12 protein-coding genes are annotated in these 15,220 nt (G+C 70.8%); 2 read left to right on the top strand and 10 right to left on the bottom strand.

What is annotated here, in order from left to right:
• Nucleotides 1–211: 211 nt before the first annotated feature.
• On the bottom strand, nucleotides 212–4,390 hold the full coding sequence (locus ACFXJ5_RS39325; RefSeq protein ID WP_384642683.1) for a hypothetical protein: 4,179 nt from the start codon (nucleotides 4,388–4,390) through the stop codon (nucleotides 212–214).
• Between the two features lie 187 nt (nucleotides 4,391–4,577).
• Between ACFXJ5_RS39325 and ACFXJ5_RS39320 the strand changes: the two genes are divergently transcribed.
• Nucleotides 4,578–5,582 (top strand): helix-turn-helix domain-containing protein, encoded by a 1,005-nt coding sequence (locus ACFXJ5_RS39320; protein WP_384642680.1) that lies wholly within the window; start codon nucleotides 4,578–4,580, stop codon nucleotides 5,580–5,582.
• Nucleotides 5,583–5,585: 3 nt separating this feature from the next.
• Here ACFXJ5_RS39320 and ACFXJ5_RS39315 read toward each other — a convergent pair whose 3' ends face one another.
• Nucleotides 5,586–6,272 carry a DUF2848 domain-containing protein gene (locus ACFXJ5_RS39315; protein WP_384642677.1) on the bottom strand — a complete coding sequence of 229 codons (687 nt, stop codon included), beginning with the start codon at nucleotides 6,270–6,272 and terminating at the stop codon, nucleotides 5,586–5,588.
• Nucleotides 6,273–6,505: 233 nt separating this feature from the next.
• Here ACFXJ5_RS39315 and ACFXJ5_RS39310 point away from each other — a divergent pair, with 233 nt between their 5' ends.
• Nucleotides 6,506–7,303 (top strand): carbon-nitrogen hydrolase family protein, encoded by a 798-nt coding sequence (locus ACFXJ5_RS39310; RefSeq protein ID WP_384642674.1) that lies wholly within the window; start codon nucleotides 6,506–6,508, stop codon nucleotides 7,301–7,303.
• 22 nt (nucleotides 7,304–7,325) lie between these two features.
• Here ACFXJ5_RS39310 and ACFXJ5_RS39305 read toward each other — a convergent pair whose 3' ends face one another.
• The 8 genes from ACFXJ5_RS39305 to ACFXJ5_RS39270 all read right to left on the bottom strand — a co-directional run bounded on the left by ACFXJ5_RS39305 (nucleotide 7,326) and on the right by ACFXJ5_RS39270 (nucleotide 15,156).
• Nucleotides 7,326–7,952: a GntR family transcriptional regulator gene (locus tag ACFXJ5_RS39305; RefSeq protein WP_384642672.1), complete on the bottom strand. Its 627-nt coding sequence runs from the start codon at nucleotides 7,950–7,952 to the stop codon at nucleotides 7,326–7,328.
• A 68-nt stretch (nucleotides 7,953–8,020) separates the two neighbouring features.
• The gene (locus tag ACFXJ5_RS39300) at nucleotides 8,021–8,797 is read right to left on the bottom strand and encodes a GntR family transcriptional regulator (protein WP_384642669.1); all 777 of its coding nucleotides are present in this window, start codon (nucleotides 8,795–8,797) and stop codon (nucleotides 8,021–8,023) included.
• Between the two features lie 121 nt (nucleotides 8,798–8,918).
• The gene (locus ACFXJ5_RS39295; protein WP_384642666.1) at nucleotides 8,919–9,893 is read right to left on the bottom strand and encodes an SIS domain-containing protein; all 975 of its coding nucleotides are present in this window, start codon (nucleotides 9,891–9,893) and stop codon (nucleotides 8,919–8,921) included.
• 4 nt (nucleotides 9,894–9,897) lie between these two features.
• A complete protein-coding gene (locus tag ACFXJ5_RS39290; protein WP_384642663.1) occupies nucleotides 9,898–10,794 on the bottom strand; it encodes a PfkB family carbohydrate kinase in 897 nt (298 codons plus the stop codon).
• Nucleotides 10,791–11,243, bottom strand: coding sequence for a secondary thiamine-phosphate synthase enzyme YjbQ (locus tag ACFXJ5_RS39285; RefSeq protein WP_384642660.1), 453 nt, complete (start codon nucleotides 11,241–11,243; stop codon nucleotides 10,791–10,793). Before ACFXJ5_RS39285 ends, ACFXJ5_RS39290 begins: the two co-directional genes overlap by 4 nt.
• Before the next feature lie 31 nt (nucleotides 11,244–11,274).
• Complete coding sequence (locus ACFXJ5_RS39280) at nucleotides 11,275–13,389, bottom strand: ADP-ribosylglycohydrolase family protein (protein WP_384642657.1); 2,115 nt, start codon at nucleotides 13,387–13,389, stop codon at nucleotides 11,275–11,277.
• A gap of 1 nt (nucleotide 13,390) precedes the next feature.
• Nucleotides 13,391–14,215 (bottom strand): carbohydrate ABC transporter permease, encoded by an 825-nt coding sequence (locus ACFXJ5_RS39275; protein WP_384642655.1) that lies wholly within the window; start codon nucleotides 14,213–14,215, stop codon nucleotides 13,391–13,393.
• An 11-nt stretch (nucleotides 14,216–14,226) separates the two neighbouring features.
• On the bottom strand, nucleotides 14,227–15,156 hold the full coding sequence (locus ACFXJ5_RS39270) for a carbohydrate ABC transporter permease (RefSeq protein WP_384642653.1): 930 nt from the start codon (nucleotides 15,154–15,156) through the stop codon (nucleotides 14,227–14,229).
• Nucleotides 15,157–15,220: the final 64 nt, after the last annotated feature.

Raw genomic sequence — 15,220 nt, 5'->3', positions numbered from 1 at the left:
CCAGTACCGCAGCGACGTAATCGACGGCTGCCTCACCGGAACCGGACTCGTCCGCACCCCACCATGACGACATCACGCATTCAAGGTCAGTAGTAGGTGCATCGTTCACCTAGCGATATCAACGCCGGGATTCAAAGACATCAAGAACAATTCAAATTCCGGGCAAATGGCGGGGTGGGGAGCGGTCCGGGCCGCTCCCCACCCCGGGACATCAGTAGGAGAACTGCTGGATTTGTGTACCGTCCGGGCCATAGGTCCAGGCCGACCGGGTGGCCGGGTCGAGCTGGAGCGAGGGGTCCTGTACGCCGTGCAGGAGGAAGCCGCCCCGGCCGGTGACGATGAGGCCGTTCAGGGTGCGGACCGGCTGTCCTGTGGTGAGGTCGACGACCGCTATCTGGCTGGTCGCGTTGTTGTCGGTGACGACGCCCTGCTGGGAGCCGAAGTACACGGTGCCCTCCGGGGCCGCGAACGACACCAGGGCGACGTGGTGGACGCCGTCCACGGCGAGCGATATGGGCGTGCCCTTGCGCAGGGCGAACCCGTCACCGGTGGTCTGGGTGCCCTCGTCGTACGGCGTGAGGGTGGCGGTCGGCGCGATCTTGGTGCTGATCGCGGTGGCGGACGCGGTGTAGAGGGTGCCCGCCCCGTCCGAGGCGATGCCGTGTTCGCAGGCCGAGACCGACCCCGCTGTGGTCACGGTCCTGGTGTCGAGGTCCACCCGGGCCGGGGCGACACCGCCGAGGCAGATGATGTTCGTGGCGATCTTGCCCAGGAACACCTCGCCGGTGGACTGATCGATGTCCAGCAGGCTGTACGTCCCGGCCGGGATCGCGCCGGTGTCGGCGGGGATCGGGTCGGCGGCGGTGCCGGTGGCCAGGTCGACGGGGAGCACCGAGTCGGCTTTGCCCACGGTGGCGCGCAGCAGTACGGCGGCCCGGTCGCGCTTGGCGTCGACCCGTCCGGAGACCACCAGGTAGTCCGCGGCCCGTAGCGTCGAGCTGCCGACCAGGGTGTCGGTCGCGGTGTTCCAGGTCTCCAGCCGGACGTCGCCGCCGGCCTGGCTCACATGCCCGAGCAGTACCCGGTGCGCGTCCGGGGCGACGCCGATCACCTGGTAGTCCGAACCGCTGCCGGAGTCCGAGGTCAGCACGGCGCCGTAGGCACCGGTCGCGGTGGAGTAGTGCCGTACCTCGGTGCCGCCGTCGGTGGTGCGCAGGGCGGCGATGGAGTCCTCGCCCGCGGCGGTGAAGCTCAGCAGCGTACTGCCGTCGGGGGTCAGGCCGTCGTCGACGGAGAGGTTGGAGACGGGTGATGCCTGGCCGATGACGTGCTGATGGCTGTCGAGGGCGAGCACCCGGACGCTGTAGGTCGCGGAGGTGGTCAGGCCCAGGGACAGCGCGTCGAGGCGGACGGTGCCGGAGGTGGCGGACAGCGTCCTGCTCGCGGTGGAGGGGGTGTCCACTCCGTCGTTGTCCAGCGCGGAGCCGTTGGCGTTGCTGAAGGTGTTCAGCGAGCCGAAGAGCGTCGGGGCCGGGGCGGAGAACTCGGCGATCGCGGACTTCGCGCCGGGGACGCCCCGTAGGTCGTAGCGCAGGCGGAAGTCGGGGACGGTGCGGGTGACCTCGGCGGTGTGCCCGTAGGCGGTACCGGTTCCCGTGCCGGCGATGGTCGGTGCGTCCGGGCGGGTGGCGGCGGTGCCGCCGGCGATCCGGATCGGGGCGAACTCGCCGTACCTGATGAAGCTGGGGGTGCCGCCGAAGCCGGACAGGGCGATGCCGATGCCGTAGAGCCCGCCGCCGCCCTTGAAGGCGTCCGCGGGGATGGTGACGGTGCCGGTGGTGCCGGTCAGGGTCTGGTGCCAGCCCGCCGAGAAGATCGGGCCGAGGACCGGGTTCCAGTGGCCGACGGTGGACACGACCAGCTCGGGGGCGCTCGCGGTGCTGACGCCGGTGAGGTCGTAGGAGACGGTGACCGACTTCCCGGCCTCGGCGGTGGCCGGGGCCAGCGGCGCGTTGGACTCGACGTAGCGGCCGTCGCTCGGGCCGATGGTCAGGGTGCGGTGCACGGTGGCCTGTGCCGTGCCGCCGATCAGCACCTTGAAGGTGAGGTCGACGTCGCGGTCTGTCGTGGAGACCACCGGAAGCCCTGCCGCCGACAGCAGTTGACCGGGCGTCACCCGGATCGCCGGGGTGACGGAGGAGAAGGTAACCGGGTGCTCGCCGTCGACGGTGAGCGTGTACCGGGGCTCGGCGCCCTGCGGCAGTCCGGTGACGTCGGCGGCGAAGGTCACCGGGCCGACGAGACCCTCGCCGTTGCCGCCGGAGGCCATGTCGCCGAGGTCGATACGGTTGGGGTCGGTGGTCTCCAGGAAGGTGCCGCCGAGCCCGCCGACGGTGACCCGGTGGGCGACGGAGAGCCGTACGACCGAGGGGCCGTGGCTCTTCAGCTTGCCGCCCAGCGCCTTCTCGGTGGCGGCGGTCACGTCGATCTGCGGTCCGACGTGCAGCGTCCGGTCGATCTGCGGCGGGGTCGGCACCGCGCGGCCGGTCTGCTCCAGCAGGTCCCGGACCTGCTGGGGGCTCAGGTCGTGCCCGGCGAGCCGGCCGGCCTGGAGCACGACCGCCGCGGCGGCGGCTATCTCGGGTGCGGACGCCGACGTACCGCCGTTGAAGACCGGGGTGACGGCCTGCGCGCTGCCGCCTCCGGTGTGCTCGAAGGTGATGATGTTGTCGCTGGGGGCGGACAGGTCCACCCGGCTGCCGAATCCGGAGGAGAAGGAGCCGAAGCCGCTGATCCGGGTCTCCGCGAGGGTGCCGGTGCCGGCCTGGGAGCCGGTGGAGTTCGCCGGTACGGCGAGCGTGTCGTCCAGGGTGGTGCCGCCGGCGGCGATGGCGCCGCTGTCGGGCACCTTGGACGGGGTGGTGGTCTGCGCGTCGTCGTCGATGGTGGTGGCGGAGGCGGAGTTGCGGGCCGTGTCGGTGGGGGTGCTGCCGCCGTCGGGGCCGACCGCGGCGGGGGTGTACAGCCGGGTGCCGTCGTTGGAGGAGATCGACACCACGATGCCGTCCTTCTGGACGATCGAGGCGACCACGGACCGGATGAACGGGTCGTCCTCCAGGTAGCGGCCCGGGAACCCTTCCGCGTCGGTGCCGAAGCCGAGGCTCGCGGTGATGACGTCGGGGCGCGGCGACTGGTGGGCGGCGGCCAGCAGCGCGCCGGCTATCTGCTCGATCGTGGGTTCCTGGGGGACGACCAGCCGGTAGGCGGCCCCCGGGGCTATGCCGAGCAGGTCGGTGTAGCCGCTGCCGGTGGCGCCGTCGCGCTGCTGGTCGTGCGGGAGCGGGGACATCACGCCGAAGTCCAGGAGCACTTCGCCGAGCGAGGGGTCCTGGTTCTCGGTGGAGCCGGACGGGTCGAGGGTGCCGTCGGTGCCGGCCACGTAGGTGGGGATCAGCGGCATGGACGGCAGGTCGAGGTAGCGCTTGCCGTCCTTGAGCACCGTGGTCGGGCCGTTGCCCTTGACGTAGTTGTCCCCCGCGTCCGCCATCGACTGGTCGGTGAGGTCGCCGATGGACACGTTGGTGATGGTCTCGCCGGTGCCGGGCTGCTGGCCGTAGCCGCTCTGAAGGGTGGAGAAGGCGCCCACCGCGTCGACTCCCCCGGCGTTGAGGAACGCCTGGGCGGAGGAGGACAGGGCGTAGTTCGACGGCAGGTCGGCGGCGGCGGTCCCGGCGCTGGGCGTGGTCGCGGGGGCCTTGGCGTCCTTGGTGGCGGAGGAGGGCAGCGACTGCGCTCCGGCGTTCAGGGTGTTGACGTAGCGGTCCGGTTCGGCGGACGCGACCCCGGAGGCGCCCTGGAGGGTGCCGGCGACGGCGGCGGAGTCCTGCTGCTTCACCTTGACCACGTACGTACGTGACAGGTCGGGGGCGTCGGCGCCCAGCCGGCCGCGGGCGGCCTCGGTCAGCGAACCGGTGTCGGCCGCGGACAGCGAGGGGAACAGCGGGTGCACAGAGGTGGCGCCCACTGCGCGCAGCTTGGCGTCCAGCGCCTTGTCGCTGGTCTGCGGGGCGCGGGCGGCCAGTTGGTGCTGGGCCTTTCCGGACAGCGCGGGCCCGGTGACCGAGGTGTCCGGGTCCAGGGTGACCAGTACCTGGCCCGGCACTACTCCCTGGCGCTGGGCGGGCGGCTCGGCGGTGCCCTTGGTGCCCTTCGAGGTGCCGTCCAACGGCGTTGTGCCGGTGGTCATTTTCGCCGGGCCGGCGGGTGCGGGGGAAGCGGCGGTGGCCGAAGGAGCCGCGGCCGCGGTGCCGGAGACCACGGCGGCGGCCAGGGCCGCCAGCGCGAGGGCTGCGGCGCCGTGTCGTCTGTATCGGGAGTGCGCATGGAACATGAGCAGGCCTTTCCGGGGGGACACGGCAGGCTGCCTGTTCGGGACGCGCTGCCACGTGCTGGGGCAGGCGAGGCGCCGCCTTCCTACTGGTGGAAGATGTCAACCGAGACGGAAGTGACGCAAGGCAATCATGGTGACCGATGTTCGCCGGGTGGCGGAGAGTCGCCACTGGTACGGCGGAGGGGTCATGGAACTTAACGTGCTGGGACTCACGGAGGAAATACAGCACGTGTACACCGCCCTCGTAGGGCATCCTCGCTGCACCGCCTCCGAGTTGGCCGAGGCCTGCGGGCTGTCCCCGGCCGGCGCCGGGAGGCTGCTTTCCGTACTGGTCAGGGACGGCCTGGCGACCCGGTCCGCCGGACGGCCGCCCCGCTTCTCCGCCACCGCCCCCGACGTCGCGGTGACCGCTCTGATCGCCGAGCAGCAACACCGCCTCGACGAAGCGCGTTCCCAGGTCCACCGGTTGATGGAGACCTACCGGGAGGCGACCCGGATCGCGCACCCCGAGATGGCCGTGGAACTGCTCACCGACCGCGAGGACATCAGCTCGGCGGTGGGCCGGATGACGGCCGACGCCCGGCGCGAACTGCGCGCGTTCGACCGGCCGCCGTACGTCGACCGCCCGGGAAGCAACCTCGACCAGCAGATCCAGCGGCAGCGGCACGGCGTGGCCCACCGGGTGATCTACGACCGGGAAGCGGTGGCCTGGCCGGGCCGGATGCGCAACGACATCGCGCCCAGTATCCGAGCGGGGGAAAAAGCCCGGGTACGCCCCGAGTTGCCGCTGAAGCTGGTGATCAGCGACAGCCGCGCGGCCATCATCCCCTTCAGCCTCGCGGCCGGCGGCCAGTCGGCGGCCTATCTCATCCACCAGTCCCCCATGCTCGTCGCCCTGGAGTCCCTCTTCGAAGCCGAATGGGAGCGGGCCGTCGCCCTGCCGGACGCCGGACCGCCGCACCCTCCCGGAGATCACCTGCCGGGGCCCGCGTCCGTCCCCGTACAGCCGGATCCGGACACCCGCTCCCTGCTGGCTCTGCTCGCCTCCGGCCTCACCGACGCGGCCATCGCCCGCTCCCAGGGCTGGAGCGAGCGCACCACCCAGCGGCGTATCCACCGTCTGATGAGCGAGCTCGGCGCCTCGACCCGCTTCCAGGCCAGCCTCACCGCGGCCCGTCGTGGCTGGCTGTGATCCTCAGCCGATGGGTGCCGGGAGCGGGACGACGTCGTAGGCGAGCTCGATGCTTGCGCCGGTCGTGGGGTCGGCCAGTTCGACCCGCCAGTGCTCGGCGAACTGGTCGATTCCTTCGGCCATCGGGATCGTGCCGGAGATCAGTACGGTGCCGGGGACGAACTGGCCGCGTGCCTTGAGGACCTCGACCCAGTAGTGCGGGGTGAGGAGTTCGGCGGCCGTGCCGCTTTGCAGGGGGCTCTCCTCGGCGCCGTGGGTGACCCATGCCTTCAGGGTGAGGGCGTCGATCCGGTCGGCGACGTCGTCCAGCCGCCAGGCGGTGCGGGCCAGCACGTCGGGCCCGGCGTTCTTGCTCCAGGCGACGCCGTGCACCTCGAGGTCCCGGTCGGTGTGGTCGCAGGCGGCGGTCAGCAGGACCTCGCCGTCGTCGGCGACCACGAGGGCCCATTCGGCCTCGCCGGACGTACGCCCGTGCTGGACCGCGACCCGTTCGGTCTGCTGGGCGAGGTACGGCGAGACCGGGTACAGCGCCGGGGTGGTGGACGGCGCCGGGACGCCCAGTTCGGCGAGTTCCGCGACGTGCGCCGCCACGTCCTCCTGACTGCGGCCGGCGTAACCGGCGTTGAAGACCTGTACGACATCGACGTCGCGGGTTGTTCCGTCGGGCAGGGAGAAGGTCAGGGCTGCCATGGGGACTCCAGGTGAAATCGGCGGGGATGAAGCAGGGAGAGGGTTGCGCATACTCTCGGTATACCGAAAGTATGCCAGGTGACACCCTGGCCGGCGTCGTGAGCGGCGCCGCCGCTCACGGTGGCCGGTGTGATGCTGGGGCGGGACGCGGACCACGCCGAGGACGCCGAGTTCACCCGCTCCCTCGGGAGAGCGGAACCACAGACCGCCGCCGCCCAGTAAGGAGACAGACCATGCGAATCGCTCTGAGCCAGCTCACCTCCGTACCCGACCCCCGGCAGAACCTCGACACCGTCCGCGAACAGGCCCTCCTCGCGGCGGCACGTGGAGCGCGGGTCGTGGTCTTCCCCGAAGCGACGATGGCCTGCTTCGGCATCCCGTTGGCGCCACTGGCCGAACCGCTGGACGGGCCATGGGCCACCGAGGTCCGCCGGATCGCGCGGCAGGCCGATGTCGTGGTCGTCGCCGGGATGTTCACACCGGCGCCCGACGGCCGGGTCACGAACACGCTGCTGGCCACCGGTCCGGGCGTCGAGGAGAGCTACGACAAGATCCACCTCTACGACGCGTTCGGCTTCGCCGAGTCCAGGACCGTACTGGCCGGCGACAAGATCGTCACCATCGACGTGGACGACATCCGCTTCGGCCTGGCCACCTGCTACGACGTACGGTTCCCGGAGCTGTTCCGGGCACACGCCGACGCGGGCGCCACGGTGTCGCTGCTCCCCGCCTCGTGGGGCGCCGGACCCGGCAAGCGCGACCAGTGGGAACTGCTCGTACGGGCGCGGGCGCTGGACGCCACGGTATGGGTGGCCGCCGTCGACCAGGCGGACCCGGCCGCGGGCGGCGCCGGGCCCGAGGCGGGCGGCACTGCGCCGACCGGCATCGGCTACAGCGCGGTGGTCGGCCCGGACGGCCGGATCAGGGAGCAACTGGGCGCCGAACCGGGCCTGTTGGTGACCGACATCGACGCCGCCGAGGTCGCGGAGGTACGCCACAAGGTCTCGGTGCTGGCCAATCGGCGGTTGTGAACGCCGTCAGAACCGGCTTCCGTCAGCCGGCCAGCAGCACTTTGGACGTCGCGTCGAGGTGGCAGGTGATCGCTGCCCGCGCGGCGTCCGCGTCCTGCTCGACCAGGGCGTCGAGGATCGCCTGGTGTTCGTCGAGGACGGCCTGCTGACGTCCCTCCACACGGAAGAGGGCGACCACTCCGGCCCGGATCTGCCGGCTGCGCAGCCCCTCGTAATGCTTGGCCAGCAGCTCGTTGCCGAGCGCGGCGATCATGGTGGAGTGGAAGAGGTGGTCGGCGGCGATGAATTCCTTGGCCTGCTCGGCGCCGAGCAGCGCGCGCTGCCGCTGGAGGATGTCGGTGAGTTCAGCCGACGGAGCGGTGCCGAGCTCGATCAGACGCTCGGCGGCGTAGCGTTCCACCACACCGCGCAGTTCCATGAGTTCGGTGATCTCCCGCCCCGACAGCGGTGCGATGTACGCCCCGCGTTTGGGCACGAGCTGCACCAGGTCCTCGGCTGCCAGCAGCAGCAACGCCTCGCGAATGGGCGTACGGGAGACACCGATCCGGTCGGCGATCTCCTGCTCGGTGAGAAACCGCCCCTGCATCTCCGGGTCGGTCAGCACGGTCTCCCGGAGGAACTCATAGGCTTTCTCCCGGCCTGACTTCACCAAGACTCCCGTGGATTGCATACAGCTGGTATGCAAAATCTAGCACTGTTGCCCGCCGGCACGCTTTCTCAGGTGTAGTGGAAGCGCACCCTGCTGCCGAGCCAGACAGTCCGTGTCGTCTCCAGCAGGCGGCCGTCGTCCAGCCGGGCCACCGACCACACCACGAACAGCGGCGCGTCGAGCGTGGTGTTCAGCAGGCGGGCCTCATGGGAATTGGCCGCGCCGACTTCGAGGTAGTGGTTGGTGTCGGTCGGAACGAGCTCGAAGACCTCGCGAAGGGTCCGGGACAGGGAGCCGTCGATGAGGGGCTGGTCGGACAACCCGGGCGCCACGGGTTCGGGGACCCACGAGTCCGTGAGTCCGATGGCGCGGTCGTTGACCACGTGAAGCCGCTTGAGGTGGAGCCGCTTGTCGGAGGCTTCCTCCGGGGTGATGAGCTTGATCAGCTCATGGGGCACGGGTTCGGCGGACTCGTCGCGCAGGTGGATGGACTTCGCGCTCTGGCCCGCGGCATGGAAGCGGTCCCGCCAGGGCGTGGTGAGCGCGAAGTCGTGCTGGACCGGCTCCGGAATGTCGGCGACGAAGGTTCCGGCGCCCTGCCTGCGCTCGACGTAGCCATCCGCGGCCAGGGCGCTGAGCGCCTGGCGGATGGTGATGCGGCTGACGCCGTAGAGGTCGGAGAGTTCGCGCTCGGTCGGCAGCTGGTAGCCCGTCTGGAGTTCCTGGTCGATCTGCCGACGCAGGTCACGCTGCACCTGCGCCCAGGCGGGCATGGGCGACCTGCGATCGACCGGGTGAACGGACATACGCCCCCGGTCGGTCGTCGCACCATCGACGACGGACACGTACGGACTCCCCTCAGCCTTCGCGCGCCGCCAACCACGTCGCACAATTGGTCTCAATATTAGCACCTATCGTGCGCCGCACACGGCAACGGCAGGTCGCGCGACGGCAGCGGCACATGCGTCAGGAATCGAGTTTGATGTGCTGCGCGTCCATGTTCACCGCTCCCCCACGGAAGGGCGGACGGCCCCACCGCAGCGCCGCGCCGTGGGCGAACCAGGCCCCTGCCACCGCCGTCGCGATGTCACGCAGAACGGCGGCGTCCGGCACATCGGGGTACGTCAGGTCGCAGGTGTCGACCTGACGTACCGTCTGGCCGGTCGTCCGCAGGGCTTCGGCGAGGCGGTCGAATCGCGGCCGGCCGTGCGGACCCATGAGCTGGAGGGTGAGGTGCTGCTCGGGGCCGATGAAGTAGTCGACGTGACCGCTCTCTTCGAGGGGCACGCTGCGCACCGCGAGTCCGCAGGCCTCGATGAGCTTCAGGACCCAGAAGTCCGCTCCGCTGCACAGCTCCGGAAGCGACAGGACGGACACGGCGGCCGGCGCGGACTCCGGAAGAGCGCGCAGTTGTGAGTCGACCATGACGCGGACGCGGCCCAGGCTCTCCGCGAGTGCACGGTTGAAGGGCGCGGTGTCCACTCCGCACACCGCGGCCACCCCCTGGGCGAGCATGACGTGCCCTGCGCAGGGCACTACTTCCTCCACCCGCAGCGTGGGCACCAACTGGACCTCGTCGGCGGTGTCCGCCAGCGGCGAGGACGCCTGCGAGGTGATGGCGACGGTCTTCAGTCCGGCGGCCCGCGCCATGCGCAGGGCCCTGACGGTGGCACCGGAGGTCCCGGAGTGCGAGATACCCACGAGGGTGTCGCAGGCGGCCGGGAGGGTCTCGCTCCAGGCGACATCGCCTGCCGACAGGGCACGGTGGCCGAATCCGGTGGCGACCAGCCCGGAGGCCAACGAGTCCCCCGAGCCGGCGAAGACCGCGCGTCCCAGGTCCGGGACGCTGCCCACGGCCACCGGGGACACGTCGAGCAGCGCGGCATGCAGCGCCTCGCATGCGGAGGCGGTCAGGGGTGCGGGTGCGGCGGGCAGCGTCATCGTGCTAGTTCTCCTTGCGGGTGGTGATGCCCGGGAAGGGCCGTGAGATGGGGGCCGCCGCGGCGAGGGCCTCGTGACCCCAGCCGGCCAGGGCGGTGCGGGCGATGCTGGTGCCGAACACAGCGGCTTCGACCGGGTCGGCGCCGGCGGCGAGGGCGGCCACGACAGCGGCCGCGCAGGCGTCTCCCGCGCCGGTGGTCTCGACGACGGTGACCGCGCTGTCACGTACGGACCAGATGCCGTCGGCCGTGACGACGTAACTGCCCTCGGTGTCGAGCCGGGCGACCACCGGCAGGCCCAGCCTCGCCGCCAGCGATCGGGCCGCGCGGCGCGGGTCGGAGTCCAGCAGGCTCAACTGGACCCGGCTCGGGAGCAGTACGGTCGTCGCCGAGACCACCCGGCGCAGGTACTCCAGGCCCTCTTCGGCGACCAGGGTCTGGTGCGGGTCGAGGCCGACCCGGGTCTTCGGGTCCGCCGCGGGCCGCTCGGCGGGGGACGATGCCACCAGCCCGTCCAGGCCGTCCTGGAAACCGGCCGCCTGCGCGGGAAGGGGATCCTCCGGCGCGGGCCCGGCCGGACCGGGCCCTTCGAGTTCGGTACCCGCTGTCGTGCCCTGGGTGACGATGCGCCGTCCGCGGGCGGAGTTCAGGATCCACAACCTCGGCACGGTGGGCACCTGGTGGCAGTGCCGCCGGTCGACCCCGAAGTCGTCGAAGATCCGCGCGAACCTCGGATCGTCCTCGGGCAGCGGGCAGCTCACGCGGACGTCGGTGCCGGCGACGAGCCGTGCGCCGAGCGCGGCGAACAGCGCGGGCCCGCCGGGGCACGAGAAGCGCGCCCCGGCGGGTTCGGTGACCAGATGATCGACCGAGAGGCCCGCGTGGATGCCGACCAGCGTCACTGCGAGAACCGGGAGAAGGCGTACTGGACGGTGCGGTCGCGCGGCCCGTCCAGCTCCAGGAGATAGACGCCCTGGCTGTGGCCGATCCCCAACTCCCCGTCGACGACCGGCAGGGTCAGTGACTGGGCACCGAACACGCACCGCACGTGCGCGGCCGCGTCCTGCGGGCCGTCGTGCAGGTGGACGAAGGGGCGGTTCACGGGTATCTGGCCCTCGATGAACAGCCGGATGTCGTGGAGCGTGGTGCCGTCGACGCCGGAGTTGAGGATCAGCGTGCAGGTGGTGTGCGGGAGGTAGACCGTGAGCGTCCCGTCGCCCAGCTGCGGCGGGACGGCGCCCCTCAGCCGCGGAGTGAGATCGGTGAAGCCGACGGGGGCGATGAACCCGTCGGCCGGCTTGGTGTTCACGCTGAAACGCAGCCACTTGCCGATCATGGGGGGAGTGCTCATCAATGTGCCCTTCTTGTCTTTCATGTTCGGTTCATGGGTGGTTGCCCACGCCATCCCGCCTGGGTGCGAGTCGTGCGATGCGTACGCCGTCGGCGGCGACGGCGCCGCGTTCGACGAGGAAGCCGGTGCCGCCGCCGAGGGTGTCGGCGGTGGTGCCGGTGAGCCGGGTGCTGCCGTCGACGGACAGCTCGAGGTCCTCGCCACGGCAGCGCAGCTCCACGGCGTAGGGGCGGTCGCGCTCGTACCGGAACGGGATCTCGGCCAGGATGTGGCGTTCGCCGTCGCGCTGGTGGAGCAGACGCAGGCGGTCTCCGCCGGTGAAGACCCCCGCGTAGAAGCGGCGGTGGCCCCTGCTGCGGACCACGAGGCCGGCGGTCTCGTGCAGGGAGAGGGTGAGCCGGCTGGCGACGGCGTAGTCGGTCCACTCCCGGGTCCCGGTCGTGACGACGCCGAGGGCTTCCGGGTGGGAGACGGAGTACGTGACGGCGAAGTCGGCCTCGAAGTTCTTCGCCGAGCTCACCCAGGGCGCGAGCGCCGGCGGCCTGGTGTCCCAGATCGAGGAGAGCAGGACGCCGCTCTGCTCGAAGTGCTCCGGCGCGCCACGCCAGTCCAGTTCGTGCAGGAAGGCTTCCGTGCCGGTGTCCGCGTCGGCGGTGAAGGCGAATCCGACCCGGAAGGGCACATTGCCGCCGGCGGGAGGGACCTGCCAGGTGACCGTACGGGGGGCGGGGCCGAGGGGGTGCGCTTCGCCGAGGACCGTCCTGGTGTGACCCCCGTCGGCGTACAGGACGTAGGGGCGGACGGTCGTGCCGTCGCGGGTGGCGGACAGGCGGGCGGTGAGCGTCTGGCCGGGGTAGAGGGTGGGGCTGGCGAGGGTGGAGAAGTTGCCGCTGGTGTCGGCGGGGTCGAGGAAGGTGGGCGTGGAGACGTGCCCTGTCACCGCGTCGGGAGAACCGCCGAGCCCTACGCGCAAACCGTTCCCGGTCCCGTGGACGTCGGCGCCCGGGTGGTACGGGCAGGCGGTGAAGCCCTGGACCGAGCCGGGGTAGGCGAAGGTGAATCGGGGCCGGGGCGGCGGGAGTTCACCCCCGGCGAGGGCGGCGGCGGAGGCGAGGATCCGGTCGGCCTCGCGGGTGGCGTCGCTGACGCACTCCCCTCCGTCGGCGGTGACGACGAGCAGCCGGTCGGCCACCGGGGTTCGGAGGTCGGGGCCCTCGCTGAGCGCGTCGAGACCGAGGCGTACGCCGTTGAGGCAGCCCACGGTCCCGGCGTTGCTGTCGGTGTCGAAGCCGACGGACGACGCGATCATCACGGAGGCGTGGAAGCTGTCGCCGGCGGCCAGGAGCGCGCCGAGCGACATCGCCAGGTTGGACAGCGCATGGCAGGGGCCGGGGTAGCGGGCGTAGCCGTAGTGCCGGTCCACCCAGTCGCGGATGTCGCGCCAGTCACGGTCGGGCGAGCAGTTGGCGCGGACGTCGTCCAGCAGGCCGCGCACGGCCGGGGAGCGTACGTAGCCGGCGCCGGCGTCGAGGAGGCGGTCCAGGTCGGGCTCGTCGAAGGCCAGCGCGCGCATGGCGGCGAGCAGTCCGGCCGACTCCAGCGCGTCGCCGTCGTGGCTGACGGATGCGGCGGACCGGGTGAGGGCGACGGCTCGGTCGGGATCGCCGGGGCACATCAGGCCGAAGGCGTCGCTGAAGATCTGGGCGCCGATCTGCTCGGCGAGGGTGCGGCCGTTGACGGCGATGGATCCGCTGCGCGGGGCCGGTATGCCGCGGCGCAGGTTGAGGTAGGCGGTGTGCTCGGTGGACCGGCCCATGCCGCCCCACCACAGGATGGTGCGGTCCTCGATGACGTAGTTGAGCCAGGTGTCGCCGACGTCGGCCGCTTCGACCGTCCGGCCCGGGTTGTCGAGGACGACGCGGGCGAAGGCGAGGGTGCCGGAGATGTCGTCGTCGGCGACGATCAGCGGGACGCCCAGGTCGTCGTTGACGTACCGGCCGACCTCTCCGAACCGGTCGGTGATGTCCTGGTAGGGCCAGCCTTCTACGGGGCGTCCGAGATAAACACCGATGATCTTGCCGAGAACTCCGGCGTACACCTGCTCGGAGTGACGTGTCGTCTGCTCGGAGTGAAGTGTCGTCGTCATGTCACCCCTTGACCGCGCCGCCGGCCATGCCGTCCACGACGTAGCGCTGCAGGGCGATGAAGACGCCGAGGACCGGGAGGATCAGGATGAGGGCGCCCGCCATCATGGCCCCGAGCTGGGTGGAGAAGGTGCCGTTCATCGACAGGAAGCCCAGGGTGACGGTCTGGACGGACGGGTCGTGCAGGAAGGTCGAGGAGATGAGGAAGTCGTTCCAGGCGTTCAGGCCGACGATGACCCCCACGGTGATCAGACCGGGCCGTACGACGGGGAGGAGGACCCGGTGGATCAGCTGGAAGACGTTGGCGCCGTCGACCAGTGCCGCCTCTTCGAGCTCCTTGGGGACGTTGAGGAAGAACGTACGCATCAGGAAGGTCGCGAACGGCATGTTGATCGCGGCGAGGATCACGCCGACCGCGAAAACGTTGTCGAGCAGGCCCAGGGCGGCGACCCCCGCGTACAGGGGAAAGATGAACAGCTGGATCGGCACCGTCATGGCCATGGTCAGGTAGACCATGACCGCGGGCCACATGCGGATCTTCTGCCCGGCGAGGACGTACCCGGCCAGGGACGAGCAGAGGAGCACGACGACGACCGTGGTCCCGGTCAGCAGGACGCTGTTGACGAATCCGGTGCCGAACTGGCCGTACTGCCAGGCCGTCGTGAAGTTCGACAGGCTGAAGGACTTCGGGAGCGAGAAGGGGCTGCCGGTGACGCCCGCGTTGGACTTGAAGCTGTTGAGAACGACCAGCAGCAGCGGGAAGAGCGCGGTCGCGGCGAACACCAGGAGCACGGTGTGGGCCGTGAGGCCCTTGAAACGGTTCTTCATGCTGTGGTTCTTCATGACGTGAGTTGCCTCCGGCTCATCCACGTGTAGACGCACGAGGCGATCAGTCCGAAGAAGCTCATGATGAGCCCGACGGCGGACGCCTTGCCGAACTCGAACGCCGAGAAGGCGAAGGCGTAGGCGTAGGTGCCCATCACCTCGCTGGCGTGCGCGGGGCCGCCCTGCGTGAGCAGGTAGACGTAGTCGAAGGCGAGGAAGGAGAAGATGACCGTCATCACGCCCATGAGCAGCAGCGTGGGGCGGATGCTCGGGAGGTAGACGTGCCGGAAGACCTGCCAGGAGCCGGCGCCGTCGACGATGGCCGCCTCGACCTGGTCGACCGGTGTCTGTCTCATGGCGCCGAGGTAGACGACGGTGAGGAAGCCCCAGTAGTGCCACATGTCGACCGCGGCGGCCGCGTAGATCGCGCCGTGCAGGCTGGACAGCGGTGAGCTGATGTGCAGGACCCCGGTGACCCCGCCGTTGGGGTTGTAGATGATGCTCAACCACACCATCGCGTTGACCACCGGCGCCAGGACGTACGGCATCAGGTAGACAACCTGGTAGAAGGTGCGCGTACGGCGCCTGCGGAGCAGGAGCCACGCGGTGAGCAGACCGATGACGGCGGGGAGGGTGAGGAAGAGGGCGAGCCATTTGATGTTGTTGCCCAGCGCGGTGGCGAAGACGGGGTCGGCCAGGATGTCGCGGAAGTTGCTCAGGCCGACGTAGTTCGCCTTGAAACCGACGCCGGTCCAGTCGGTGAAGGCGGCCATCGCGGTCAGGACGCCGGGTACGACGACGACCAGCACCGACAGCAGCAGGGCCGGTGCGACCAGCAGGTGGTTGACCAGGGACCGGCGCCGCCGGTAGGCGCGGCGGGCCCGCTGGTCCGGCGCGGGGGTCCGGCCGTCCCGGTGGGGCGCCACAGTTGCCGTAGCTGTCATGCTCGCGTTCCTCCGAGCGTCGGATGCCGCGCTGTGCGGCCGCGGCATCCGACGGTTCCGGTTG

This window comes from Streptomyces sp. NPDC059373, from assembly GCF_042751495.1.
In the GTDB taxonomy this organism is placed as follows: Bacteria; Actinomycetota; Actinomycetes; order Streptomycetales; family Streptomycetaceae; genus Actinacidiphila.
The sequence above is the reverse complement of the archived record's forward strand: the minus strand, read 5'-3'. Positions and strand labels throughout refer to the sequence as shown.